This window comes from Xanthomonas cannabis pv. cannabis, assembly GCF_000802365.1.
In the GTDB taxonomy this organism is placed as follows: domain Bacteria; phylum Pseudomonadota; class Gammaproteobacteria; order Xanthomonadales; family Xanthomonadaceae; genus Xanthomonas; species Xanthomonas cannabis.
The window spans coordinates 15,319-39,072 of record NZ_JSZE01000039.1 but is presented as its reverse complement, the minus strand read 5'-3'; the positions used below and the strand labels follow the sequence as shown (position 1 = coordinate 39,072).

Sequence of the window (23,754 nt, the reverse complement as noted above, 5' to 3'; positions counted from 1 at the left end):
CAGGGCACTGCCTCCTGCGGCGGCTGCGATAGCTGCGGCCCGACGCCGCCGCGCAAGCACTGACGCACCCAGCGTCGGCTACACTTGCCCGGCCGCAGGACGCGGCGAAACAAGGGGCGGTGATGCGTTTGCTGGTGTTGTTGGCGGTGCTGGCCGCCGTTGCGGGGTTCTACAACTATGGTGGCAATGCGCTCGATGAAACGCAGGTGCGCGATTTCTACGCCGCCCAGGACAAGGCGATGATGGGCCAGGATGGTGAGGCCCTGTGCGCGATGACCGCGCCGGAATTCGAGATGGTGGTCCTGTACCGCATGGATTCCCATCAAAAGCGCGAGACCACCAATCGCGCCAAGTACTGCAAGTCCAATGGCGAATGGGCGCAGATGCTCAGCCAGATGCGCCATGTGGCTGAGCCGGAAGAACTGATCGACTACAAGCAGACGATCACCAAGATCGAGATTGCGCCGGACGCGCGGTCGGCGCTGGTGGAGACGCGTGCCACACTCGGCCTGCCGGGCTTGCGCATGACCTTCCGCTCGCGCGACACATTGATCCGCAAACGGTGGAAGACCCTGATCGAACGCAGCGAAGGCACGGCCTGGGTCGGCCCCGCGTACCAGTAAGCGCGCGTCGCGCCCGGAAATGGCGAGCAATGTATCGCTGCAGTGCACAGCGGCGCAGTCGCTGGCGTTCGCTATGCTTGTGCCATGACAACCTCCTTCCAGATCTCCCGACGTGCGCAGGCGCTGACCAGTTCGGCGATTCGTGAAATCCTCAAGGTGACCGAGCGGCCGGAGGTCATTTCCTTCGCCGGTGGCCTGCCATCGCCGGCCACCTTTCCGGTCGAGCGCATGCGCGCGGCCAGCGATCAGGTATTGCGCGATGCACCGCAGGCCGCCTTGCAATACGGGCCCACCGAAGGCTACGCGCCGTTGCGCGAATGGGTGGCGGCCCAGCTCAGTCGCGATGGCGCGGCCGTCCGGCCCAGCCAGGTGCTGATCACCACCGGGTCGCAGCAAGGCCTGGACCTGCTGGGCAAGGTCTTCATCGACGAAGGCAGCAAGGTGCTGGTGGAAACGCCCAGCTATCTGGGCGCGTTGCAGGCGTTCTCGTTGTTCCAGCCCGCATTTGTCGGCATGCCATCGGACGAGGAGGGTGTGGTGGTGGAGGCGCTGGAGCCGGCGCTGCTGGCCGATGCGCGTTTCCTGTACTGCCTGCCCAATTTCCAGAACCCGACCGGGCGGCGCTTGCCGTTGGCGCGACGTCGGGCGCTGGTGGCGCGCGCTGCCGAGGCAGGCGTGCCGCTCGTCGAAGACGACCCGTACGGCGAGCTGTACTACAGCGGGCAGCCGCTGCCGAGCCTGCTGTCGATGAATCCGGACGGCGTGATCTACATGGGCTCCTTTTCCAAGGTGCTCGCGCCCGGTCTGCGGCTGGGCTATGTAGTGGCGCCGGAGGCCGTGCTGGGCAAACTGATCCAGGCCAAGCAGGCGGCCGATCTGCATACGCCGTCGTTCACCCAGCGCGTGGTCTACCAGACGCTGCAGGACGACTTTCTGGACACCCACATTCCGCAGATCCGCGCGCTGTATGCGCGCCAATGCAGCCTGATGCTGGAAGCGCTGGACAGGCATTTTCCGCCCCAGGTGCAATGGAATCGTCCCGAAGGCGGCATGTTCCTGTGGGTGAGCCTGCCGCCCGGGCTGGATGCCACCGCACTGCTGGCGCGCGCCATCGCACACAATGTTGCGTTCGTGCCCGGCGCACCGTTTTTTGCGACGCTCCCGCAAGCCAACACCCTGCGGCTGTCGTTCGTCACCGTGCCGGGCGAGAAGATCGATGCGGGCATCCAGGTGCTCGGCGAAGTGCTGCGCGAGGCGCTGGCCGAGTTGCCGGGGCAGGGCGCATGAGCGCGCCCGCTACGCTGCAGGACGCGCCGACCGCAACGCGGATCGATAGCGTCGCGATCGGCGTGGCACGCGACTTCACGCGCCCCGGCAGCCGCAGCGCGATCGACAAGCGCGCGGTGGGGGGTTCGGTGCAGATTGCGGTGGACGGTCTGGCCGGCGACGAGCAGGGGGACCGGCGCGTCCATGGCGGGCCGGACAAGGCGATCCATCACTATCCGCGCGACCACTACGCCGCCTGGCGCAGCGAGCTTGGCGCGCATGCGCTGCTGGAAGCTGCCGGCGCCTTCGGCGAGAACCTGAGCAGCACCGGCCTGACCGAGGCCACGGTCTGTCTTGGCGATCGCTTTACATTGGGCGCGGCGGTAGTGGAGGTCTCGCAGGTGCGCCAGCCATGCTGGAAGCTGTCGGACCGCTTCGGCGTGCGCGAGATGGCGCGCCGGGTGCAGGACAGCGGACGCACCGGGTGGTATTACCGCGTGCTGCAACCCGGCGCGGTGGCCGCCGGCGACATGCTCACGTTGCAGGAGCGACCGCATCCGCAATGGACATTGGCCCGACTGCAGCAGGTGCTGTACGCACGCACCGTCGATACCGCCGCGATCTCCGATGTGCTGACATTGCCACTGGTGCCCTCGTGGCGCGCGTTGTTCGAGCGTCGCCTGCAGCGCAGCGAAGTCGAAAGCTGGGCCAAGCGTCTGGACGGCATGGACGGCTGAGCAAGCATCGCGCCGGTCGATGTGAGCGGCAATCCCTCAAGCAAGCGCCACGCCACCGCAAGCCCCCGCGCTCCCAGCCACACCACACCCAAAAACCGCCAAACCCCACCAACCGCACCAACGCCTCAGCCACGGCACACCGCTCTTACGATTCCCGAATCCCGAATCCCGAATCCCGAATCCCAGCACCTTGTGCAACCCACACCGCATCGCTAGCCTGCAGGCATGACAACGTCTCCTGTAAAAGTGTTGATCCACGGTGCCTCCGGGCGGATGGGCAAGGCCTTGCTGCGCCTGGCGGCCGAAGACGATGGCTTGCAGGTCGTCGGCGCCGTGTTGGGGCGCTCGCCCTCGCAGCGGGTGGTGGACGGCGTGCCGTTCTTTGCCGCCAGCGAGCTGGGCGGTGCGCCGGCCTTCGATGTGGCGATCGACTTCAGCTTGCCGCAGGGCTTTGCGCCGGTCCTGGCGTTGTGCGCGCAGCGCGGCAAGCCGCTGGTCTCCGGCACCACCGGGCTGGACGAGGCGCAGCGCGCCGCCTTGCTCGATGCCGCGCAGCAGATTCCGCTGGTATGGGCGTCCAACTTCAGCCTGGGGGTGGCGGTGCTCACCGAATTGGTCGAGCGCGCCGCCGGCACCTTGCCCGGATGGGACTGCGACATCATCGAAGCCCATCACGTGCACAAGCAGGACGCACCCTCCGGCACCGCACTGACGCTGGGTGAAGCGGCCACCGGTAGCGGTGCGCAACCGCGCTTTGCCAGCCTGCGCGCCGGCGATATCGTGGGTGAACACACGGTGCAGTTCACCGGCCTGGGCGAACGGGTGGAGCTGGTGCATCGCGCAACCAATCGCGACATCTTCGCGCGCGGCGCCCTGCATGCAGCCAAGCGCCTGATCGGGAGGCCGGCCGGTAGCTACCGGGTGCGCGACCTGGTGTTGTAACGCGCCGCGCAACCGCGCGTGAACGGTTGCCAGGCGCGGCAGCGTATTCATGCCGCTCCGGCTCGGCGTCTGCCGCATCGGCTGCGCGACAGGGTGGCATGCGGGGGCACTTGCCTTTACAATTCTCGCTTGCCCGAACCAGCGTCGGACCGGTCCTCAGCACCGCGTCCGCGCTTTGCTGCAACCGGAATTTGGCCGGAAGCGCATCGGAGTCCCAGGCAGCCAGAGCGAGACCCCACGTGACCCAACCCGCAATCCTTGTCCTCGAAGACGGCACCGTGTTCGAGGGCGAATCCGTAGGCGCCAACGGGCTTTCCGTCGGTGAAGTGGTGTTCAACACCGCCATGACCGGTTACCAGGAAGTCCTGACCGATCCCTCCTACGCCCGCCAGATGGTCACGTTGACCTATCCGCATATCGGCAACACCGGCTTTACCGATCAGGACGACGAAGCCCGCAAGATCTGGGCCGCCGGCCTGATCGTGCGCGATGTGCCGCGCCGTCCCAGCAACTGGCGCAGCCAGGTGGCCCTTCCGGAATGGCTGCAGGCGCGTGGCGTGGTGGCCATCTCCGGCATCGACACCCGCAAGCTGACCCGTTTGCTGCGTGAGAAGGGCGCCCAGAACGGCGCGCTGATGGCCGGCGAGATCGACATCGAAAAGGCATTGGAAGCCGCGCGCAAGTTCCCCGGCCTGAAGGGCATGGATCTGGCCAAGGTGGTTTCCACCGAGACCAGCTACAGCTGGCAGGAAGGCTCGCTGGATCTCAACTCCGACACGTTCGTGCGGGCCGAGCTGAAGCACAAAGTTGTTGCTTACGATTACGGCGTCAAGCTCAACATCCTGCGCATGCTGGCCGACCGTGGTTGCGACGTCACCGTGGTACCGGCCCGCACGCCGGTGGCCGAGGTGCTGGCACTGCAGCCCGATGGCGTGTTCCTGTCCAATGGCCCGGGCGACCCGGAGCCCTGCGATTACGCCATCGACGCGATCAAGGAGCTGGTCGCGCAGAAGGTGCCGACTTTCGGCATCTGCCTGGGCCATCAGTTGCTGGCGCTGGCCGCTGGCGCCAGGACGGTGAAGATGGCCACTGGCCATCACGGCGCCAACCACCCGGTGCTGGATCTGGATGGCGGCCGGGTGATGATCACCTCGCAGAACCACGGGTTTGCAGTGGATGAAAGCAGCCTGCCTGCCAATGTGAGGGTGACCCACCGTTCGCTGTTCGATGGCACCAACCAGGGCATCGCGCTGACCGATGCACCGGCGTTCTCGTTCCAGGGCCACCCGGAAGCCTCGCCGGGCCCGCGCGATGTGGGGCCGTTGTTCGATCGGTTCGTGGAGTTGATGGCCAAGGATGCCAAGCACGCATGAGCGGCCGTCTGATAGGCGTGCTGATCATCCTGGTGGGCGCCGCGCTGGCGTATTGGGGTGTGTGGATGCCCCTTCAGCAGGCGCAGGCTGGCGCCGCGTCGATCACCTTGCATGGAGGCATCAAGCTCGCCTTGGTGGCGCCGATGTGCGTGGTGTTCGGCTCCGGCTATGCGCTCGGTGGTGGGCGTTTCCATCAGGCCATGCACAACACCGATCCAGACAAGGTGCGCCGCTGGGGCAAGACGTCCGGATTCGGCTGGCTGCTGATACTGATCAGTTTTGCTGCCGCGTTCGGACTGCATCAGTGGATGCAGCACAGCTTGCACGCCCTGGGTTATGGGTCAGCCGGATGACCCCGGCATTCGGCTCCTGTGGAGCCGACCAATCATCGTGCTGCGTTGCGATCTGATCGCCGCGGCCACTCTTTCCGCACCTGCGGCTTGCCGCATGTATTCAATCGGGTAACGAAATGCCAAAGCGCACCGACCTAAAAACCATCCTGATCATCGGCGCTGGTCCGATCGTCATCGGCCAGGCCTGCGAGTTCGACTACTCCGGTGCGCAGGCGTGCAAGGCGCTGCGCGACGAGGGTTACCGCGTGGTGCTGGTCAACAGCAATCCGGCCACCATCATGACCGACCCGAACATGGCCGATGCCGTGTACATCGAGCCGATCAACTGGCAGACGGTCGAGAAGATCATCGCCAAGGAAAAGCCCGACGCCCTGCTGCCGACCATGGGCGGGCAGACCGCGCTGAACTGCGCGCTGGATCTGGCCGACCACGGCGTGCTGGAGAAGTACAACGTCGAGCTGATCGGCGCCAAGCGCGAAGCGATCCGCATGGCCGAAGACCGCGAGCTGTTCCGCGTGGCGATGGGCGAGATCGGCCTGGAATGCCCCAAGGCCGAAGTGGCGCACACGCTGGAAGAAGCGCTGGATATCCAGACCCGCGTCGGCTACCCCACCATCATCCGCCCCAGCTTCACCCTGGGCGGCAGCGGCGGCGGCATCGCCTACAACCGCGAAGAGCTGATCGAGATCGTCGGGCGCGGCCTGGAACTCTCGCCGACCACCGAAGTGCTGGTGGAAGAGTCGGTGCTGGGCTGGAAGGAATTCGAGATGGAAGTGGTACGCGATACCGCGGACAACTGCATCATCGTCTGTGCCATCGAAAACCTCGACCCGATGGGCGTGCACACCGGCGACTCGATCACCGTGGCGCCGGCGCAGACCCTCACCGACAAGGAATACCAGCGCCTGCGCGATGCCTCGATCGCGGTGCTGCGCAAGATCGGCGTGGATACCGGCGGTTCCAACGTGCAGTTCGGCATCAGCCCGACCAATGGCCGCGTTGTCGTCATCGAAATGAACCCGCGCGTGTCGCGGTCCTCGGCGCTGGCCTCCAAGGCCACCGGCTTCCCGATCGCCAAGGTCGCCGCCAAGCTGGCGGTCGGCTACACGCTGGACGAATTGCGCAACGAGATCACCGGCGGCCTGACCCCGGCCTCGTTCGAGCCGTCGATCGATTACGTGGTCACCAAGATTCCGCGCTTTGCCTTCGAGAAGTTCCCGCAGGCCGACGCGCGCCTGACCACGCAGATGAAGTCGGTGGGCGAGGTGATGGCGATGGGCCGCACCTTCCAGGAATCGCTGCAGAAGGCCTTGCGCGGCCTGGAAACCGGCAAGATCGGGCTGGACCCGACCGGCCTGGATCTGAGCAGCGAAGACGACATCGCCGCGCTCAAGCGCGAGCTCAAGGCACCGGGCCCGGAGCGCCTGTTCTATGTCGCCGATGCATTCCGCGCCGGCATGACGGTGGACGAGGTGTATGCGCTGTCGTTCATCGACCCGTGGTTCCTGGACCAGATCGAAGAGCTGATCAGCCACGAACAGCAGCTGGCCGACGATGGCATGCCGGCACTGGACGCGGCACGTCTGCGCACGCTCAAGCGCGCCGGTTTCTCCGATGCGCGTCTGGCCGAGCTGATCGGCAGCAACGAAGAATCGGTGCGCACGCTGCGCCGCGCGCTCAAGGTGCGCCCGGTGTACAAGCGCGTTGACTCGTGCGCGGCCGAGTTCGCCACCAGCACGGCGTATCTGTATTCGACCTACGAGGACGAGTGCGAAGCGCTGCCGACCAGTCGCGACAAGATCATGATCCTGGGCGGTGGACCGAATCGCATCGGCCAGGGCATCGAGTTCGACTATTGCTGCGTGCATGCGGCGCTGGCGCTGCGCGATGATGGCTTTGAAACCATCATGGTCAACTGCAATCCGGAAACCGTCTCCACCGACTACGACACCTCCGACCGTCTGTACTTCGAACCGCTGACGCTGGAAGACGTGCTGGAAATCGTCGAGCTGGAACAGCCCAAGGGTGTGATCGTGCAGTACGGCGGCCAGACTCCGCTGAAGCTGGCGCGTGCGCTGGAAGCCAACGGCGTGCCGGTGATCGGGACCTCGCCGGATTCGATCGATCTCGCCGAAGACCGCGAGCGTTTCCAGCAACTGGTCGACAAGCTGGGCCTGAAGCAGCCGCCGAACCGCATCGCCCGCAATGCCGACGAAGCCCTGGTGCTGGCGCGCGAGATTGGCTACCCACTGGTGGTGCGCCCAAGCTACGTGCTGGGCGGCCGCGCGATGGAAATCGTCTACGGCGAATCCGACCTGGCACGCTATGTGCGCGATGCGGTGAAGGTCTCCAACGACTCGCCGGTGCTGCTGGACCGCTTCCTGGACAACGCGGTGGAAGTGGACGTGGACATCATTGCCGACAAGGACGGCAACGTGCTGATCGGCGGGGTGATGGAGCATATCGAAGAGGCCGGAGTGCATTCGGGCGATTCGTCGTGCTCGCTGCCGCCGTATTCGCTCTCGCCGCAGACCCAGGCCGAACTGCGTCGCCAGGTGGTGATGCTGGCCGAAGGCCTGAACGTGGTCGGCCTGATGAACACCCAGTTCGCGGTGCAGGTCAACGATGCCGGCGACGACATCGTCTATCTGCTCGAAGTGAATCCGCGCGCCTCGCGTACCGTGCCGTTCGTGTCCAAGGCCATCGGCATGCCGCTGGCCAAGATCGCCGCCCGCTGCATGGCCGGCAAGACGCTGGCCGAGCAGGGCGCCACCAAGGAAATCGTGCCGGATTACTACTCGGTGAAGGAGGCGATCTTCCCGTTCGCCAAGTTCCAGGGCGTCGACCCGATCCTCGGGCCGGAAATGCGCTCCACCGGCGAGGTGATGGGCGTGGGCCGCAGCTTCAGTGCCGCGTTCGCACGTGCGCAGGAAGCCGGCGGCATCAAGGCGCCGCCGGTGGGCAAGGCGTTCGTGTCGGTGCGCGACCCCGACAAACAGCGCGTGTTGCCGGTGGCACAGGCGCTGGTGGAGCGTGGCTTCACCCTGGTGGCCACGCGCGGCACCGGTGCGTGGCTGCAGCAGAACGGGCTGAGCTGTGAGATCGTCAACAAGGTGGCCGAAGGCCGCCCGCATATCGTCGATTCGATCAAGAACGGCGAGATCGTCTATATCGTCAACACCACCGAAGGTCGCGCTGCCATCTCCGATTCGTTCTCGATCCGGCGTGAAGCGTTGCAGCATCGCGTGACCTATTCGACCACTGTCGCCGGCGCCAAGGCGCTGGTGCAATCGCTGGAATTCCGCGGCACCGGCCCCGTGTGGTCGCTGCAGGAACTGCACAAGGAGCTGGAAGCATGAGAGCACCCATGACGTTGAAGGGCGCGCAGCGCCTGCGCGAGGAGCTGGAGCATTTGAAGTCGGTCAAGCGCCCGGAGGTGATCAACGCGATCGCCGAAGCGCGTGCGCACGGCGATTTGAAGGAAAATGCCGAGTACCACGCCGCACGCGAGCAGCAGAGCTTCATCGAAGGCCGCATCAAGCAGCTGGAAAGCGAGCTCTCGCATGCCGAGATCATTGACATCACCAAGTTGTCGGCCGGCACCAAGATCGTGTTCGGCGCCACGGTGACGCTGGCAGATACCGAGACCGACGAAGAAAAGCGCTACCAGATCGTCGGCGACCTGGAAGCGGACATCAAGATGGGCCTGATCGCGATTTCCTCGCCGCTGGCACGCGCGCTGATCGGCAAGCTGGAGGGCGATTCGGTCACCATCGATGCGCCGGCCGGCCAGCGCGAGTACGACGTGGTCAGCGTCGCGTACCTGGACTGAGCGGCAATACCGCGCGATGACCACCGCCACGCTGCTGCTGCCGGAGAAACGCCGTCTGCCCGGAACCCTGGGCAATGCGCTGGTGGCGCGTGCCTTGGCGCGCGCCGACCAGCAGCAGGCCGAGAGTGGCGAAGTGGCGCAGCTGCAGCGCCATTTCACCCTGACCCCGGCGCATTGGCCAGTGGCCGCGTTGACCCGCCAGCTGGATGCCGGCGATGCCGCAGGCGCCACCTGGGTACGTGCCGACCCAGCCTATGTGGTGCCGGACATGCAGGGCGCCCGTCTGATGGGCTATGGCGAAGCGCTCGGTCCCACCGCCGAGGATCTGTCCGTGTTGCTGCCGATCCTCAAGCCGATGTTCGGCGATGCCGGTTTTCTGCTCGACGCGCCCACGCCATCGCGCTGGTATCTGCGGTTGTCTCCGGACGCGACCTTGCCGGATTTCGTGCCGCCCGATGTCGCAATCGGCGACGACCTGTTCGAGCATCTGCCGGCAGGCGATGCGGGCCGGCGCTGGCGTGCCTTGCTGACGGAGGCGCAGGTGCTGCTGCATCAGCATCCTTGGAATGAGGGCCGCGTGGCCAGCGGCAAGCCGGCGATCAATTCACTGTGGTTCTGGGGTGGCGGTGTGCCGCCGCATGCAGTGACATCGCCGCACCGTCAGGTGCGCAGCCGCGAATCGCTGCTGCGTGCGTTGGCGCTTGCCGCCGGTGCCGATGCGCAGGGCGAACAGCGCGTGGATGCGCTGGTGGATCTGCGCCATCTGCGCTCGTTGCAGCAGTTTGGCGACGAGGCGGTGGCACCGCTATTGGCGGCAATGGCGCGCGGCGAGCTGGATCGGCTGGTGCTGGATTTCCAGGACGGTGAAACGCTGTCGCTGGCACGCACGCAGCGTTGGCGGTTCTGGCGAACGCCGCGCCTGCAGCTGGCGCAATGACGTCCAGCCCGCGGATCGTCCGGCGGCCTGCGGGGCAGGCCGGGCAATGGCCCGATGCCATGCTGCCGCTGCTGCGCCGTCTCTATGCCGCGCGCGGCGTGCGCGACGCACAGGGCGCGCAGCCGCGCCTGGGGCAACTACTGTCGCCGCAGCTGCTGCACAACAGCGATGTGGCCGCCAACCTGTTGGCCGATGCGATCGCACAACAACGGCGCATCCTGGTGGTGGGCGATTTCGATTGCGATGGCGCCACCGCCTGCGCGGTGGGTGTGCGTGGTTTGCGCATGCTCGGGGCGCTGGATGTGCATCACGCCGTGCCCAATCGCATGGTGCATGGCTATGGCCTGTCGCCTGCGCTGGTCGACGAACTGGCCGCGTTGCAGCCGGATGTGCTGGTCACCGTCGACCACGGCATCGCCTGCCATGCCGGTGTGGCCGCAGCCAAGGCGCGCGGCTGGACGGTGCTGGTCACCGACCACCATCTGCCGGGGGAGGTGTTGCCGCCAGCCGATGCGATCGTCGACCCGAACCTGGCCGAAGACAGCTTTCCCAGCAAGACCCTGGCCGGGGTCGGCGTGATCTTCTACGTGTTGCTGGCCTTACGCAGCACGCTGCGCGCACGCGGTGCATTTGCCGACCGCAGCGAACCCGATCTGTCGGTACTGCTGGATCTGGTAGCCGTCGGCACGGTGGCCGACCTGGTGCCGCTGGACACCAACAACCGTGCCCTGGTGTCGGCCGGCCTGCGTCGGCTGCGCGAAGGCAAGGGCTGCATCGGCCTGCGAGCGCTGATCGATGCCAGCGGCCGCGATGTCGCACGCTTGAGTGCCAGCGATATCGGGTTTGCGCTCGGGCCACGTCTCAATGCGGCCGGTCGGCTCGAGGACATGGCACTGGGCATCGAGCTGCTGCTCAGCGAAGACTGGAGCCGCGCCCGCGAGATTGCCGGCACGCTGGAAGAAATCAATGCCGAGCGTCGCGCGGTGCAGCAGTTGATGACCGACGATGCCGAGCAGGCGGTCACCAAGGTGGTGCTGGATGCCGATGGGGCGTTGCCGATGGCCGCCTGCCTGTTCGATGCCGACTGGCACCCGGGCGTGATCGGCCTGGTCGCCTCCAAACTCAAGGACCGGCTGCACCGTCCGGTGATCGCGCTGGCGCCAGCGGAGCCGGGCAGCAGCCAGCTACGTGGCTCGGCGCGGTCGATTCCCGGCCTGCACATCCGCGATGTGCTTGCGGCGGTGGACGCGCGCCATCCCGGCCTGATCCAGAAGTTCGGTGGCCATGCGATGGCTGCCGGGCTGAGCATCGATCACGTGGCATTGGCCACCTTCGAACAGGCCTTTCAAGCACAGGTGCAGGCGATGGTGGACGCCTCGCTGCTGCATGCCGAATTGCACAGCGACGGCGAGCTGGCCGCGCACGAGCTCGATCACGTGCATGCCGAAGCGCTGCGCGTGGCCGGGCCGTGGGGGCAGGGCTTTCCCGAGCCGTTGTTCGATGGTCAGTTCGAAGTGTTGCAATACCGTGTGCTCAAAGAGCGCCACCTCAAACTGACCTTGCGCTGCCCCGGCCGGCCCGAGCCGCTCAGCGCCATCCACTTCAACGGGTGGCGCGGCAGCGAGCCCGCGCGCGTGGTGCGGCTGGCGTATCGTCTGGTCAGCGACGACTACCGCGGCGGCACGGCGGTGCAGTTGATCGTCGAGCACTGCGAGCCGGCGTCGTCATCTGGGTGAGTGCGCCGCCGGGCCTGGGCCTGGGCGGCGTTGGCAATGCAACCTCCTGCGGGCGCGGCATCCCGCGCGCAGGAGCTGACGTTCCGGCTTGCGCTTGTCGGTTTACTTGCTGACCTCGGCCACCACGGTGGGCAGTTCCCACGCACCGCCGGCGGCCACCAGCCGGCACAGGCCGGATGTGGATTTGGAGGTCTGTACGAAGCGGCGGCCATCCCAGGTCCAGCGTTCTTCGCCATAGCAATCACCCAGGCCGCGGCCCTTTTGCGAAGACAGGATGGTTGAGCCATCCAGGTCGCTGGCGTGCAGGGTGATCAGGCTTGGTGCAAACGGCGCGCGCGCATTGATCACCCAGAAGCCGGTGCCAACGTTATAGGCGCCCATCCAGCAATCGGTCGACACCAGCAGCTTGTCGCTGCTCAGGCGGGTGATGGTCAGCGGTTCGGCGGCTTCGCTGGTGTCCAGACCCTTGCACTCCTCATCGGCGGGAAGCGTGGCACGCAGCGCCTGGTACAACGCCGGCAACGTGCCCAGGCGCGCATCGCCTGCCTGCGCTGCGACGAGCCTGGCCTCGCGGACCTGCGGTGCCGGTAATGGCGGCAGCACGGCGGAGTCGTCGCGGTCGCCCTTGCGCACCAACGCGCCGCGCGTGCCGAGCCGGCCCTGGAATTCATCCATCTTCAACAGCACCGCCGACGCGCCCTTGTCGGACAGCTGCCAACGGCGGCCATCGTTGCCGAGTGCGACGATCGAGCTGCTGCGCGGCAGCGCCGCCAGCAATGCGGCGACCTGCGCGCTGCTCAGCGATGCGGTGCCGCTCTTGCTGTCCAGCGCCAGCTTGCCCTGGGTCCGCTGATCGATCTGCAGGCTGAGCGAGGCCGGCAGCTTGAGCTCGTCGTACTGGCCCAGCATCAGCTCTGCGGTGACTGCCTCACCGGCACCGGCCTTGCGGGTCAGTAGCACCGACACCGGCAAGTGCTCGCCTTCGTCGGGCTGGTATCCGGCGGCACGACAGGTGCGGGTGTTGTCGCAGGCGATGGTCCAGTCGTCATGGGTGAAGTCGACGCTGGTGGCCGGTGCGGCATGGACGAACGTGGGGCTGAGCAACAGTGCCGCAGCAAGCAGGGCGGGACGCATCGTGGTTCCTTCAACGCAGGTCGGGCGGGCATCTTGCGGTGCCACCTGCCATGCGTCCAGTCGGGCCAGTGACAGGCGGTGAACACGATTCATCGGGTGGGAGCACGTCGCCTGGCAGCAGCACTGGATGCAGGGAGTGGTGGAATTCGATTCCGGTGTCGTACGCATGCACCTGCTCGTTGACGAGGGCTCCATATCGACCCGCGATCGCTGCCTGCGGTGTCGCACAGCCAGCACGTTTGCATGACGAGGCAGGACCGTGGCGCGGGCCATTACGCCGTCATCGCTGGTGTGGTCTGGCGCGTGCGGGTCTCCGGCGCGTGCATCGTCATGCCGAACAACGGCCGCAGCCAGCGCACGCGGCGGATCAGGTATTCGTGCAACAGCAGGCACCCCGCCACGGTGGCAAGCAGCACCAGCGCCGGCTCCAGCAAGGGGCCCAAGTGCAGCGGCGCCAGCCAGTACAGCGCCAGGATGATCAGGCTTTGATGCAGGATGTACCAGGGGAACACCGCCTGGGTGCAGTACGGCAGCCAGGCAAACGGGCGATTCAGACGCTGTCGTGCCCAGCCCAGCAGCGTGAGCAGGGCCAGCCAGGTATAGGTTGCACGGGCCAGTCGTTCCACTACATCCCAACGTACCGTCGCCAGCATGTCGGACAGCTGTGCAGGATCGAGCGTACGCCCCAGATGCCGGATGCCCAGCTCGAGCGTGATCGCCAGCAGCGCCGCGATCAGGGTCGGCCAGCGCAATTGCACCACCCAGTCCCAGAAGCATGCGCGATGGGCCAGCACATACCCGAGCACGAACAGCGGAAACGATTCGGCATGCACGAACCAGTCGCCGACTAACGCGTGGGTCGGCGGATGGCGCGGCATCACCCACAGCACGCAGAAGGCTTCCCAGAGGATGGGGACCAGCAGCAGGGCCGGGCCCGCAATGGAGCTGGGCAGGCGCGGCCGGGTGACCGGCAAGGCCCGGCCCAGCGCAATCATCGCCATCAACACCAAGGTGTAGGGCAGCAGATAGGCCAGGTACCACAGGTGGTTCCAGGTGATGCCGTGTTCCCAGCCATCGAAGCTGCCGGCCGGCCACGGCCGCAGCTGCCAGTAGCGCAGCAGAAAGTTGCCGAACCCGGGGACTACCTTCCCGTTGCTCACGCCCTGGCAGTAGGCCTGCACTGCCACCACGACGAACATGCCGAACACTAGCGGCGGCAGCAAGCGCCCGCAGCGCCGCCACGCGAACTGCCACGGCGCACGCTCGGCCCGCGCCAGGCCGATTGCCATGCCCGAGATCAGGAACAGCAGCGGCATCCGCCAGCGGTTGAGCGCAATCATCGGCGGCTGCAGCCAGTCGGTGGTATAGGCGCTCTTCAGGTGGAAATCCCAGCTGGCCACGTAGGCCATGCCTACGTGATAGAGGATCAGCAGGGCGAAGGCGAAGACGCGCAAGGCATCGAGATCGTGGCGGCGCTCGGTCATGGTGCGGTCGGTAACGGGAGAAGTGGGTGCATCCTGCCCGCCGGCCCGCAAGGGCATAGGTGTCAGGGGTGGAAGTGCCCCGGCGTAGTGACCAGTTGTGCCGTCCCAGGGACGAATGGGGGCGGCGTGGGTGACGGTTTCGCCCCGTCGCGCAGGCCTCTATGATCGCCAGCTGCCAACTGCGGACGTGTGCAATGGAAACGACCGGGCCACGCCCGCCGACACCCAGGGACGGAGTGCGCCACTTCACCACGCGCTGGGCGGTGACGATCTGGTTGCTGGTGTTCTACCTGAGTGCATTGGGCAACACGCTGAGCGCGTGGCTGGCAGGGCGCCGCGATGGCGAGGCGATCGTGCTGTGGCAGGTGTTGAGCTGGGAGTTGAGCAGCGCCACCGCGGCGCTGTTGCTGTTGCCGGCAGTGCTCTTTCTGTGCGCCCGATGGCCGCTGGAAGCCGCTGCCTGGCGGCGGCGCCTGCCGGTGTATGCGGCGGCTGCGCTGGGATGGTGGTTGGCGCATGTGGCCGGCATGGTGGTGTTGCGTAAGTCGATCTACGCCCTGGCCGGCACCCATTACGACTTCGGGGGCGGGCTGCAGTGGATGTACGAGCTGTCCAAGGATCTGCGTACCTTTGCCCTGCTGGTGGCGTTGCAGCACACCTTGAGCTGGTACGCGCGGCGTCGCCAGGGCGAGGCGCATCTGCTCGCCGCGCCGGAGGAAGGCCCGCCAGTGGAACCGTTGGACCGGCCGGAGCGCTTTCTGGTGCGCAAGCTCGGTCGGGATTTTTTGGTGGCTACCGCAGATATCGAATGGATCCAGGCCTCGGGCAACTACGTCAACCTGCGCGTGCGCGGGCATGACTATCCTCTGCGCAGCACCATGGCGGCGATCGAGGCCAGGCTGGACCCGGCTGTCTTCGTGCGCATCCACCGCAGCTATCTGGTCAATCTTGGGCAGGTGCAGGCCATCGAGCCGGCCGATTCGGGCGACGCGCGCGTGCACCTGCGCGACGCCACCGTGTTGCCCTGCAGTCGTAGCCATCTGGTCACGCTGCGCGCGCACGCCGGGCAGGCTGCGGCCGGGTCCAGGACCGAGCCACTGCCGGTGCGCTGACTGGCAACCCGGTCTAGGCAGGAAGATGCTCGGGAACGCACGGCGTGTCGCGCATTGGGTCCAGCGTCGCGCGCCGGGCGTCGCAGCCGTTGCGACACTGGCGCGCAACGCTGGCGATATTGCACTGGTCGAGCGAGCGCGAGAGGGCACATTCGCGTCGCCGTCCCCGTTGTGCGGCATGGCCGGGCAGACGCCACCGCGTTCCGCCGCCGCCGCCCGCTTGCTAAACTAGCCAGCTTGTTTGCCGGAAGTCCGTCATGATCGAAACCAATCCGATCCGCCAGCGCATCACCGATCTCAACGATCGCGTGCTCTCGCTCAGGGGGTATCTTTGACTACGACGCCAAGAAAGAGCGTCTAGAGGAAGTCAGCCGGGAGCTGGAAAGCCCGGACGTATGGAACGACGCCGAACGTGCCCAGGCCCTGGGACGTGAGCGCTCCATGCTGGAAAAGACCGTCATCGGCATCGCCGACGTGCTGGCGGGCCTGACCGACGCCGGCGATCTGCTCGAGCTGGCCGACAGCGAGCAGGATGAAGACACCGCCGTGGCGGTGATCGCCGATCTGGACAAGTACCAGGCGCACGTGGAAAAGCTGGAATTCCAGCGCATGTTCTCCGGCCAGATGGACGGCGCCAACGCCTTCGTTGATATCCAGGCCGGCGCTGGCGGCACCGAGGCACAGGACTGGGCCGAAATCCTGCTGCGCATGTACCTGCGCTGGGCGGAGTCGCGTGGTTGGAAGACCGAGCTGATGGAAGTGTCCGGCGGTGAAGTCGCGGGCATCAAGTCGGCCACCGTGCGCATCGAGGGCGAGTACGCCTATGGCTGGCTCAAGACCGAAATCGGCGTGCACCGGCTGGTGCGCAAGTCGCCGTTCGACTCGGACAACCGCCGGCATACCAGCTTCACCTCGGTCTTCGTTTCGCCGGAGGTGGACGACAACATCGAGATCGACATCAACCCGGCCGATCTGCGCACCGACGTGTATCGCTCCTCCGGTGCCGGTGGTCAGCACGTCAACAAGACCGAATCGGCCGTGCGTATCACCCATATCCCGACCAACACCGTGGTTGCGTGCCAGACCGGCCGCAGCCAGCACCAGAACCGCGACAACGCGATGAAGATGCTGGCCGCCAAGCTGTACGAGCTGGAAGTGCAGAAGCGCAATGTCGAGCGCGACGCGCTGGAAGCGACCAAGTCCGACATCGGCTGGGGTAGCCAGATCCGTAACTACGTGCTCGATCAGAGCCGCATCAAGGATCTGCGCACCGGCATCGAGCGTAGCGACACGCAGAAAGTGCTGGACGGCGACCTGGACGAATTCGTCGAGGCCAGCCTGAAGGCGGGTCTGGCAGCGGGTTCCAAACGCCTGGATGCCTGATCGCGGTACGCCGTCGGCATCAAGCTGCCGGCGGCGCGGCATGACGAGGCGGCCTGTGCGCTATGTCCGGGTCGCGCGACACCCGCGCGACGGCGGACGATCCAGTCGATCGTCCGCCGTCATCGTCGCACTGTAAAAACAGGAGCCAGCGCTGCCGGCTTCTTACTCCCCACCGGGCACGCGCCCGACCTATCGCAGACCGATTCCCGCCATGACCGAACAGACCCCCGCGCCGCAGATCCCCGCCGACGAGAACAGCCTCATCGCCGAGCGTCGCGCGAAACTGGGCGCGTTGCGCGGCCAGGGCATCGCCTATCCGAACGACTTCGTGCGCGAACACTTCGCCGGTGATCTGCAGGCCGAATTCGCCGATGCGCAGACCTGGACCGCAGAGGCGCTGGAGGCCAGCGGGCGCACGGTGCGCATGGGCGGCCGCCTGATGGCCAAGCGGGTCATGGGCAAGGCCAGCTTTGCGCAGATCCAGGACGAATCCGGGCGTGTGCAGCTGTTCCTGCAGGGCAATGTGCTCGGCGATGCCTACACCGCCTTCAAGGGCTGGGACGTGGGCGACATCGTGGCAGTGGAGGGTGGGCTCACCCGCACCAAGACCGGCGAGCTGTCGGTCAAGGCCAGCGCGCTGCGCCTGCTGACCAAGTCGCTGCGCCCGCTGCCGGACAAGTGGCACGGCCTGTCGGACGTGGAACAGCGCTACCGCCAGCGCTACGTCGACCTGATCGTGACCCCCGAGGCGCGCGAGGTCTTCATCAAGCGCTCCAAGATCATCCGCGCGATGCGTGCGTGGCTGGACGCGCGCCGCTTCCTGGAAGTGGAAACGCCGATGATGCATTACATCCCCGGCGGCGCCACGGCCAAGCCGTTCACCACCCACCACAACGCGCTGGATCTGGACTTGTACCTGCGCGTGGCCCCGGAGCTGTATCTCAAGCGCCTGGTGGTCGGTGGTCTGGAGCGCGTCTACGAGATCAACCGCAATTTCCGCAACGAAGGCGTGTCGACCCGGCACAACCCCGAGTTCACCATGCTCGAGCTCTACGAGGCCTATGCCACGTACCACGAGATCATGGATCTGACCGAGCAGGTCATCCGCGACACCGCACAGACGGTGCTGGGGACCACCCAGGTGAGCTGGGACGGCGCCGACATCGATCTGGCGCCGGCTTTCCGGCGCTGGCGCATGGATGAGGCCGTTCGTCACCACAACCCGGAGATCAGCGCCGCCGACTGCACCGACCGCGAGGCGCTGCTGCGCCATTGCGAGCGGCTGAAGATCCGGGTCAAGCCGTCCTACGGCTGGGGCAAGCTGCTGCTGGAGATCTTCGAAGCCACCGTCGAACACACCCTAGTGCAGCCGACCTTCATCACCGACCATCCGGTCGAGGTGTCGCCGCTGGCGCGTTCCAGCGACACCGAGCCGGGGTACACCGATCGCTTCGAGCTCTTCATCAATGGCAAGGAGCTGGCCAACGGCTTCTCCGAGCTCAATGACCCCGAAGACCAGGCCGCACGCTTCCAGGCGCAGGTGCAGGCCAAGGACGGCGGCGACGACGAAGCCATGCATTTCGACGCCGATTACATCCGTGCGTTGGAGTACGGCATGGCGCCGACCGGGGGTCTGGGCATCGGTATCGATCGTCTGGTGATGCTGCTGACCGGCAGCACCTCGATCCGTGACGTTCTGCTGTTTCCGTATATGCGGCCGGAAGCCTGACTTTTTTGTGCCAAGCGCGTGCTCACGGCACAGATACTGCATATGCTAGGGCGGAGCCTCGAACAGCGTATCGTTCGGGGGAGTCGACAGAGGGGTCGACGTCATCGCTTTTCCGTTCTCGGGATAGAGGAGCAACGGCTATGCAGGATGTTTTAGGGAGTCCGGACGGCATCGTGTCGGCGGATACATGGGGAAGCTGGGCGGAAAAGGCGGATCTGGGATTGAACATCGTCATTGTCGATGACCAGCTGTCTGCGCGGACGATGCTGCGCCATGTCATCGAGGACATCGCGCCGGAACTGAAGGTCCACGATTTCGGCGACCCGCTCGACGCGTTGGCATGGTGCGAGGCCGGGCGCGTGGATCTGTTGCTGCTCGACTACCGCATGCCGGGCATGGATGGTCTGGAGTTCGCACGCCGGCTGCGCCGGCTGCCCAGTCATCGCGACATTCCGATCATCCTGATCACCATCGTCGGCGACGAGCCGATTCGCCAGGCAGCGCTGGAAGCCGGTGTGATCGACTTCCTGGTCAAGCCGATCCGCCCGCGCGAATTGCGCGCGCGGTGTTCCAACCTGCTGCAGCTGCGCCAGCAGAGCGAAAGCGTCAAGCAACGCGCGCTGTCGCTGGAGCAACGCCTGCTGGCCAGCATGAACGAGGTCGAGGAGCGCGAGCGCGAAACCTTGTCGCGGCTGGCGCGCGCCATCGAGTACCGCGATTCGGGCACCAGCGCGTTCCTGGAGCGCATGTCGCACGTTGCCGGCCTGATCGCCGAGCAACTGGGGTTGTCGGAAGAAGAAGTGCGCATCATCGAGATGGCCGCGCCGCTGCACGACATGGGCAAGATCGCCATTCCCGATGCGGTGCTGCTCAAGCCGGGCAAGCTCACCGACGACGAGATGAGCGTCATGAAGCGCCACCCGCGGATCGGCTACGAGCTGCTCAGCGGCAGCCAGAACCGCTTCATCCAGGTCGGTGCCCTGATCGCGCTGCGCCACCACGAGCGCTACGACGGCACCGGCTATCCGGATGGACTGGTCGGCGAAGCGATTCCGCTGGAGGCGCGCATCGTGGCGGTGGCCGACGTGTTCGACGCCTTGCTGTCGCCGCGCCCGTACAAGGAAGCGTGGACGATGGATGCCGCACTGGCCTATCTGTACGCGCAGCGCGGCCGCCTGTTCGATCCGCGCTGCGTGGATGCGTTGCTGCGCGGCCGTGCGCAGCTTGACCAGATCTGCGGGGAATTCTCCACCGCATCGGCGCGACCCGGGGTGTGAGGTGAGGGCGGTGCTCGGCCAGCTGCGGGACCGGCTTGCGCGGCGTCCCGACAGCGAGCATGGCCAGGCGATGGTGCGCATCGTCATGATCCTGCTGATCCTGGCCTACACCCTGGCATTCGCCTCGCACTGGCAATTGCCCCGGCACCAACTGCAGCTGCTGCTGGGCATGATCGCAGTCGGGCAGGCCGGGGCAGTGCTGATCTTCGCGTGGATAGTGGTGAGGCCACGGCGCTCGCATCTGCGCCGCACGCTCGGCATGCTGGCCGACTATGGCCTGATCGGTCTGGCCATGACCTGGTTCGGCGCGCCGATGGCCTGCCTGTCGGTGGTATTGCTATGGGTCACCATCGGCAATGGCCTGCGCTTTGGCAGCCATGCCCTGCAGACGGCCACCGCAATGGGTGCGCTCAGTTTCGGTATGACACTTGCCAATAGTGTGTACTGGCAGCAACAACTGGAGCTGGCGATCGCGCTATTGGGTGCGCTGGTCATCATTCCCATGTCATTGTTGCGTCTGTTACACGAGGGCGCGGACGCGTGCGTTGCGCGGTTGCCCCACAGGATCGGCGACGCGGCAGCGACGCACGAACGGATTCCCACACCAGCGACGCCACCGCGCGTCTGAGGCTTCTATGACGTCTCCCTTGCCATGGTTGAAACGACGCCTGTCCGGGCGGGCGGATACGGAACACGCACAAAACCTGATCCGCATCATCATCACCACGTTGTTCATTTCGTACCTGGGCTGGCGCTATCAGCACACCCATGGCGATACCTTGATGGCCACTTGGCTGATCCTGGTCGGCGAGCTGGTGGTGTCGCTGGGCCTGATGGTGGCCATCCTGCTGCGACCGCAGGTCTCGCATACGCGCCGCCTGATCGGCATGCTGCTGGACTACACCTGCACCGGCGCCATCATGGCGATCCAGGGCGAGCCGGCCTCGCCACTGTATGCGGTGTGCATGTGGGTGACCATCGGTAATGGCCTGCGCTATGGCAGCAACTATCTGCGTGCGGCGACCGCGATGGGCAGCCTGTGCTTTCTCAGTGCGATCCTGATCTCGCCGTACTGGAAGGCCAATCCGTATCTCAGCTGGGGCCTGTGGCTGGGCCTGATCGCGGTGCCGCTGTATTTCGACTCGCTGCTGCGTGCGATGACCCGCGCCGTGCGCGAGGCGCGCCATGCCAACCAGGCCAAGAGCCGCTTTCTGGCCAACATGAGCCACGAGTTCCGCACCCCCCTCAACGGGTTGTCGGGCATGACCGAAGTGTTGGCGACCACGCGCCTGGACGCGGAGCAGAAGGAATGCCTCAACACCATCCAGGCATCGGCGCGCAGCCTGCTGTCGCTGGTGGAAGAGGTACTGGACATCTCGGCGATCGAAGCTGGCAAGATCCGGATCGATCAGCGCGATTTTTCGCTGCGTGAGCTGATCGGTTCGGTCAGCATGATCCTGCAGCCGCAGGCCAGGACGCGCGGGCTGGACTACGCCATGCAGGTGGCCGCCGACGTGCCGGACCTGCTCAAGGGCGATACCGGCCATCTGCGCCAGGTGTTGCTCAACCTGGTCGGCAATGCGGTCAAGTTCACCGAATACGGGCACGTGCTGCTGCGGGTCACGCGGCTCTCCGGCAGTGCCGAGCAGTCGGTGCGGCTGCGTTTCGAAGTCGAAGACAGCGGCATTGGCGTACCGCTGGACATGCGCCCGCGGCTGTTCGAGGCCTTCGAGCAGGCCGACGTCGGATTGTCACGACGCTACGAGGGCACCGGGCTGGGCACCACGATTGCCAAGGGCCTGGTGGAGGCGATGGGCGGCAGCATCGGGTTCAGGGAGAACAAGCCCAGCGGTAGCGTGTTCTGGTTCGAGTTGCCGCTGACGATCGGCGAGCCGTCCAGGGCCGCCCCCAGCCGCGCGGCGGCCAGTGCGCTGGAAGAGGTACCCGACGAGCTGGAGGCGTCCAACGTCATCGCCTTCTCCAACCCGTTCCTGCGTCACCGCGCCCGCGTGCGCAGCATGCGCATGCTGGTGGCCGACGACCACGAAGCCAACCGCATGGTGCTGCAGCGCCTGCTGGAAAAGGCAGGGCACAAGGTGCTGTGCGTCAATGGTGCCGAGCAGGTGCTCGATGCCATGGCCGATGAAGACTTCGACGCGGTGATCGTGGATCTGCACATGCCGGGCATGAATGGCCTGGACATGCTCAAGCAACTGCGGGTGATGCAGGCCAGCGGCATGCGCTACACGCCGGTGGTGGTGCTCAGCGCCGACGTGACGCCCGAAGCCATCCGCGGCTGCGAGCAGGCCGGTGCACGCGCCTTCCTGGCCAAGCCGGTAGTGGCGGCCAAACTGCTCGACACCCTGGCCGATCTGGCGGTGAGCACGCGCCCGTTGGCGAGCCCGGCCACCACGGTGCAGTTGCCGACCAGTTTCGAAGGCGTGCTGGATGCGAGCGTGCTGGACGAGCTGGCGGCATTGGGCATGGGCGACGAGTTCGAACGTCAGTTCGTACGGCAATGCTTGGAAGATGCGCAAAACTGCGTGGCTGCGATCGAGCGCGATGGCACGCGCTCGGACTGGGAGCAATTGCGCGAGAGCGCGCATGCGCTACGTGGCGTTGCCAGCAACCTGGGTCTGGCGCAGGTGGCCACCAACGGCGGCGAGTTGATGCGCATGGCCGATTGGCAGTTGCAGGCCGAATGGCGGCAGCGCCTGTCCGTGCTGCGTGAGCAATTGACGGCGGGCAAGGATGCACTCGACGCACGCGTGCGAGGCGTCAAGGACGACGAGTGCTCCCCCCGTAGTAGCGAATAGACCGCCGACGCATCAGCCCGCGTCGAGCCCGGAGCGCCGCGACTGCGCGCGCACCAGGCGGTCCATCGTGCGCAGCGATTTCTCGCCGAGCTGCATCGCCGTGTCGACCCAGATCTCGGTGATGCGCATCATCTCCTCCAGCGGCACGGCGGTGGTCATCTCGCGCACCTGCTGCATCGCTGCCCAGGCGTGCGGGGTGCGCTTGCTCTCGCGGATGACCTGTTCCACCGCGGCGATACCCTGGCCGCGCGGCACCACGCGATCCACCAGCCCCATGCCGAGCAGTTCCTCGGCCGAATACAGATTGCCTTCGAGCATGATCTTCTGCGCCAGCTGCGCGCTGACACGCTGGCACATGAAGGAATAGGCGCCCATGCCCGGGAACAGGTCGAACAGCACTTCGGGCAGCCCCATCATCACGCCTTCCTCGGCAATGATGGTGTGGCAGCTCAGCGCCGCTTCGAAGCCCCCGCCCAGCGCATTGCCCTGCACAAGTGCAATGCTGTGCGCACGCGCGCCCAGGCCGACGTGGAAGGCATGCACGCCGCGCACGCAGCGCTGTGCGTAGTCGAGCAGGCGCGCGCGGTCGCCTTCGCGAATCAGCTGGCAGAACAGGGCCAGGTCGCCGCCGAGATTGAACACGTCGCTGTCCGAGGCCAGCACCACGTGCGGCGCGAGTACGCCGGCGGTGGTGAGGCGCTGGCCCAGGTTGGTCTGATAGCCGGTGATGTCGTCGACCAGGCGCGTCGAAAAGCAGGCGCGCCCCGGGTTGATGGCCAGGTCGGCATGCATATGGATCCAGTACACGTCACGCTGCGGTTCTTCGATGATGCGGAGGGTGGAGCCGATATTGGTGCGAATGAAGGGTTGAACTGCAGACATGGTGATTCTCCGTGAAGACCGTCCGGCCGGCTGCCTTGCGGACGGAGAAAAGGGTGAACGCCTGAGCGTGCGCCGACATCCGATTCTATGCGTGCAAAAGCGAACGCCCGCAAGGCCTTGCGGCGTTGCGGGCGTGCC

19 protein-coding genes are annotated in these 23,754 nt (G+C 66.1%); 16 read left to right on the top strand and 3 right to left on the bottom strand.

Annotation, left to right across the window (positions count from 1 at the left end):
• Positions 1–122 precede the first annotated feature (122 nt).
• The 10 genes from OZ10_RS08670 to recJ all read left to right on the top strand — a co-directional run bounded on the left by OZ10_RS08670 (position 123) and on the right by recJ (position 11,799).
• On the top strand, positions 123–623 hold the full coding sequence (locus tag OZ10_RS08670; protein ID WP_039564536.1) for a hypothetical protein: 501 nt from the start codon (positions 123–125) through the stop codon (positions 621–623).
• Positions 624–707: 84 nt separating this feature from the next.
• Entirely contained in the window at positions 708–1,910 is a 1,203-nt protein-coding gene (locus OZ10_RS08665; RefSeq protein WP_039564534.1) for an aminotransferase-like domain-containing protein, read from the top strand.
• The gene (locus tag OZ10_RS08660) at positions 1,907–2,626 is read left to right on the top strand and encodes an MOSC domain-containing protein (protein ID WP_039408105.1); all 720 of its coding nucleotides are present in this window, start codon (positions 1,907–1,909) and stop codon (positions 2,624–2,626) included. The genes OZ10_RS08665 and OZ10_RS08660 overlap by 4 nt, the downstream gene beginning before the upstream one ends.
• A gap of 225 nt (positions 2,627–2,851) precedes the next feature.
• Complete coding sequence (dapB, locus tag OZ10_RS08655) at positions 2,852–3,568, top strand: 4-hydroxy-tetrahydrodipicolinate reductase (protein ID WP_039564532.1); 717 nt, start codon at positions 2,852–2,854, stop codon at positions 3,566–3,568.
• A 239-nt stretch (positions 3,569–3,807) separates the two neighbouring features.
• On the top strand, positions 3,808–4,941 hold the full coding sequence (gene carA, locus OZ10_RS08650) for a glutamine-hydrolyzing carbamoyl-phosphate synthase small subunit (protein ID WP_039564531.1): 1,134 nt from the start codon (positions 3,808–3,810) through the stop codon (positions 4,939–4,941).
• On the top strand, positions 4,938–5,294 hold the full coding sequence (locus OZ10_RS08645) for a hypothetical protein (RefSeq protein ID WP_039564529.1): 357 nt from the start codon (positions 4,938–4,940) through the stop codon (positions 5,292–5,294). The genes carA and OZ10_RS08645 overlap by 4 nt, the downstream gene beginning before the upstream one ends.
• A 116-nt stretch (positions 5,295–5,410) precedes the next feature.
• Positions 5,411–8,653, top strand: a complete 3,243-nt coding sequence (gene carB / locus OZ10_RS08640; RefSeq protein WP_039564527.1) for a carbamoyl-phosphate synthase large subunit — start codon at positions 5,411–5,413, stop codon at positions 8,651–8,653.
• Positions 8,654–8,661: 8 nt separating this feature from the next.
• A complete protein-coding gene (gene greA / locus OZ10_RS08635) occupies positions 8,662–9,126 on the top strand; it encodes a transcription elongation factor GreA (RefSeq protein ID WP_184557655.1) in 465 nt (154 codons plus the stop codon).
• Between the two features lie 16 nt (positions 9,127–9,142).
• Positions 9,143–10,063, top strand: coding sequence for a phosphoglycerate mutase (locus OZ10_RS08630; RefSeq protein ID WP_039408115.1), 921 nt, complete (start codon positions 9,143–9,145; stop codon positions 10,061–10,063).
• Complete coding sequence (gene recJ, locus OZ10_RS08625) at positions 10,060–11,799, top strand: single-stranded-DNA-specific exonuclease RecJ (RefSeq protein ID WP_039408117.1); 1,740 nt, start codon at positions 10,060–10,062, stop codon at positions 11,797–11,799. The genes OZ10_RS08630 and recJ overlap by 4 nt, the downstream gene beginning before the upstream one ends.
• Before the next feature lie 102 nt (positions 11,800–11,901).
• Here the strand turns inward: recJ and OZ10_RS08620 are convergent, their stop codons facing one another.
• Positions 11,902–12,933: a DUF1176 domain-containing protein gene (locus tag OZ10_RS08620; protein WP_039408119.1), complete on the bottom strand. Its 1,032-nt coding sequence runs from the start codon at positions 12,931–12,933 to the stop codon at positions 11,902–11,904.
• Positions 12,934–13,205: 272 nt separating this feature from the next.
• Positions 13,206–14,417 (bottom strand): acyltransferase family protein, encoded by a 1,212-nt coding sequence (locus tag OZ10_RS08615; RefSeq protein WP_039564525.1) that lies wholly within the window; start codon positions 14,415–14,417, stop codon positions 13,206–13,208.
• A gap of 161 nt (positions 14,418–14,578) precedes the next feature.
• On the opposite strand from OZ10_RS08615, the gene OZ10_RS08610 reads away from it, so the two are divergent.
• The 6 genes from OZ10_RS08610 (at position 14,579) to rpfC (ending at position 22,734) form a co-directional block, all read left to right on the top strand.
• A complete protein-coding gene (locus OZ10_RS08610) occupies positions 14,579–15,529 on the top strand; it encodes a LytTR family DNA-binding domain-containing protein (RefSeq protein WP_039408123.1) in 951 nt (316 codons plus the stop codon).
• Positions 15,530–15,786: 257 nt separating this feature from the next.
• Positions 15,787–16,912, top strand: a protein-coding gene (gene prfB, locus OZ10_RS08605) for a peptide chain release factor 2 (RefSeq protein WP_104581439.1) whose coding sequence is annotated in 2 segments (ribosomal slippage) — positions 15,787–15,861 and positions 15,863–16,912 — 1,125 coding nt in all. Because the reading frame shifts where the segments join, the coding sequence is not laid out codon by codon here.
• A 211-nt stretch (positions 16,913–17,123) separates the two neighbouring features.
• Complete coding sequence (gene lysS / locus OZ10_RS08600; RefSeq protein ID WP_039564524.1) at positions 17,124–18,641, top strand: lysine--tRNA ligase; 1,518 nt, start codon at positions 17,124–17,126, stop codon at positions 18,639–18,641.
• A gap of 140 nt (positions 18,642–18,781) precedes the next feature.
• Complete coding sequence (gene rpfG / locus OZ10_RS08595; RefSeq protein ID WP_039408127.1) at positions 18,782–19,918, top strand: cyclic di-GMP phosphodiesterase response regulator RpfG; 1,137 nt, start codon at positions 18,782–18,784, stop codon at positions 19,916–19,918.
• Between the two features lie 10 nt (positions 19,919–19,928).
• The gene (locus OZ10_RS08590; RefSeq protein ID WP_039564540.1) at positions 19,929–20,546 is read left to right on the top strand and encodes a hypothetical protein; all 618 of its coding nucleotides are present in this window, start codon (positions 19,929–19,931) and stop codon (positions 20,544–20,546) included.
• A 7-nt stretch (positions 20,547–20,553) separates the two neighbouring features.
• Entirely contained in the window at positions 20,554–22,734 is a 2,181-nt protein-coding gene (gene rpfC, locus OZ10_RS08585) for a sensor histidine kinase RpfC (RefSeq protein ID WP_039564523.1), read from the top strand.
• 12 nt (positions 22,735–22,746) lie between these two features.
• Here the strand turns inward: rpfC and rpfF are convergent, their stop codons facing one another.
• Positions 22,747–23,616, bottom strand: coding sequence for a diffusible signal factor synthase RpfF (gene rpfF, locus OZ10_RS08580; protein ID WP_039408133.1), 870 nt, complete (start codon positions 23,614–23,616; stop codon positions 22,747–22,749).
• Positions 23,617–23,754 lie beyond the last annotated feature (138 nt).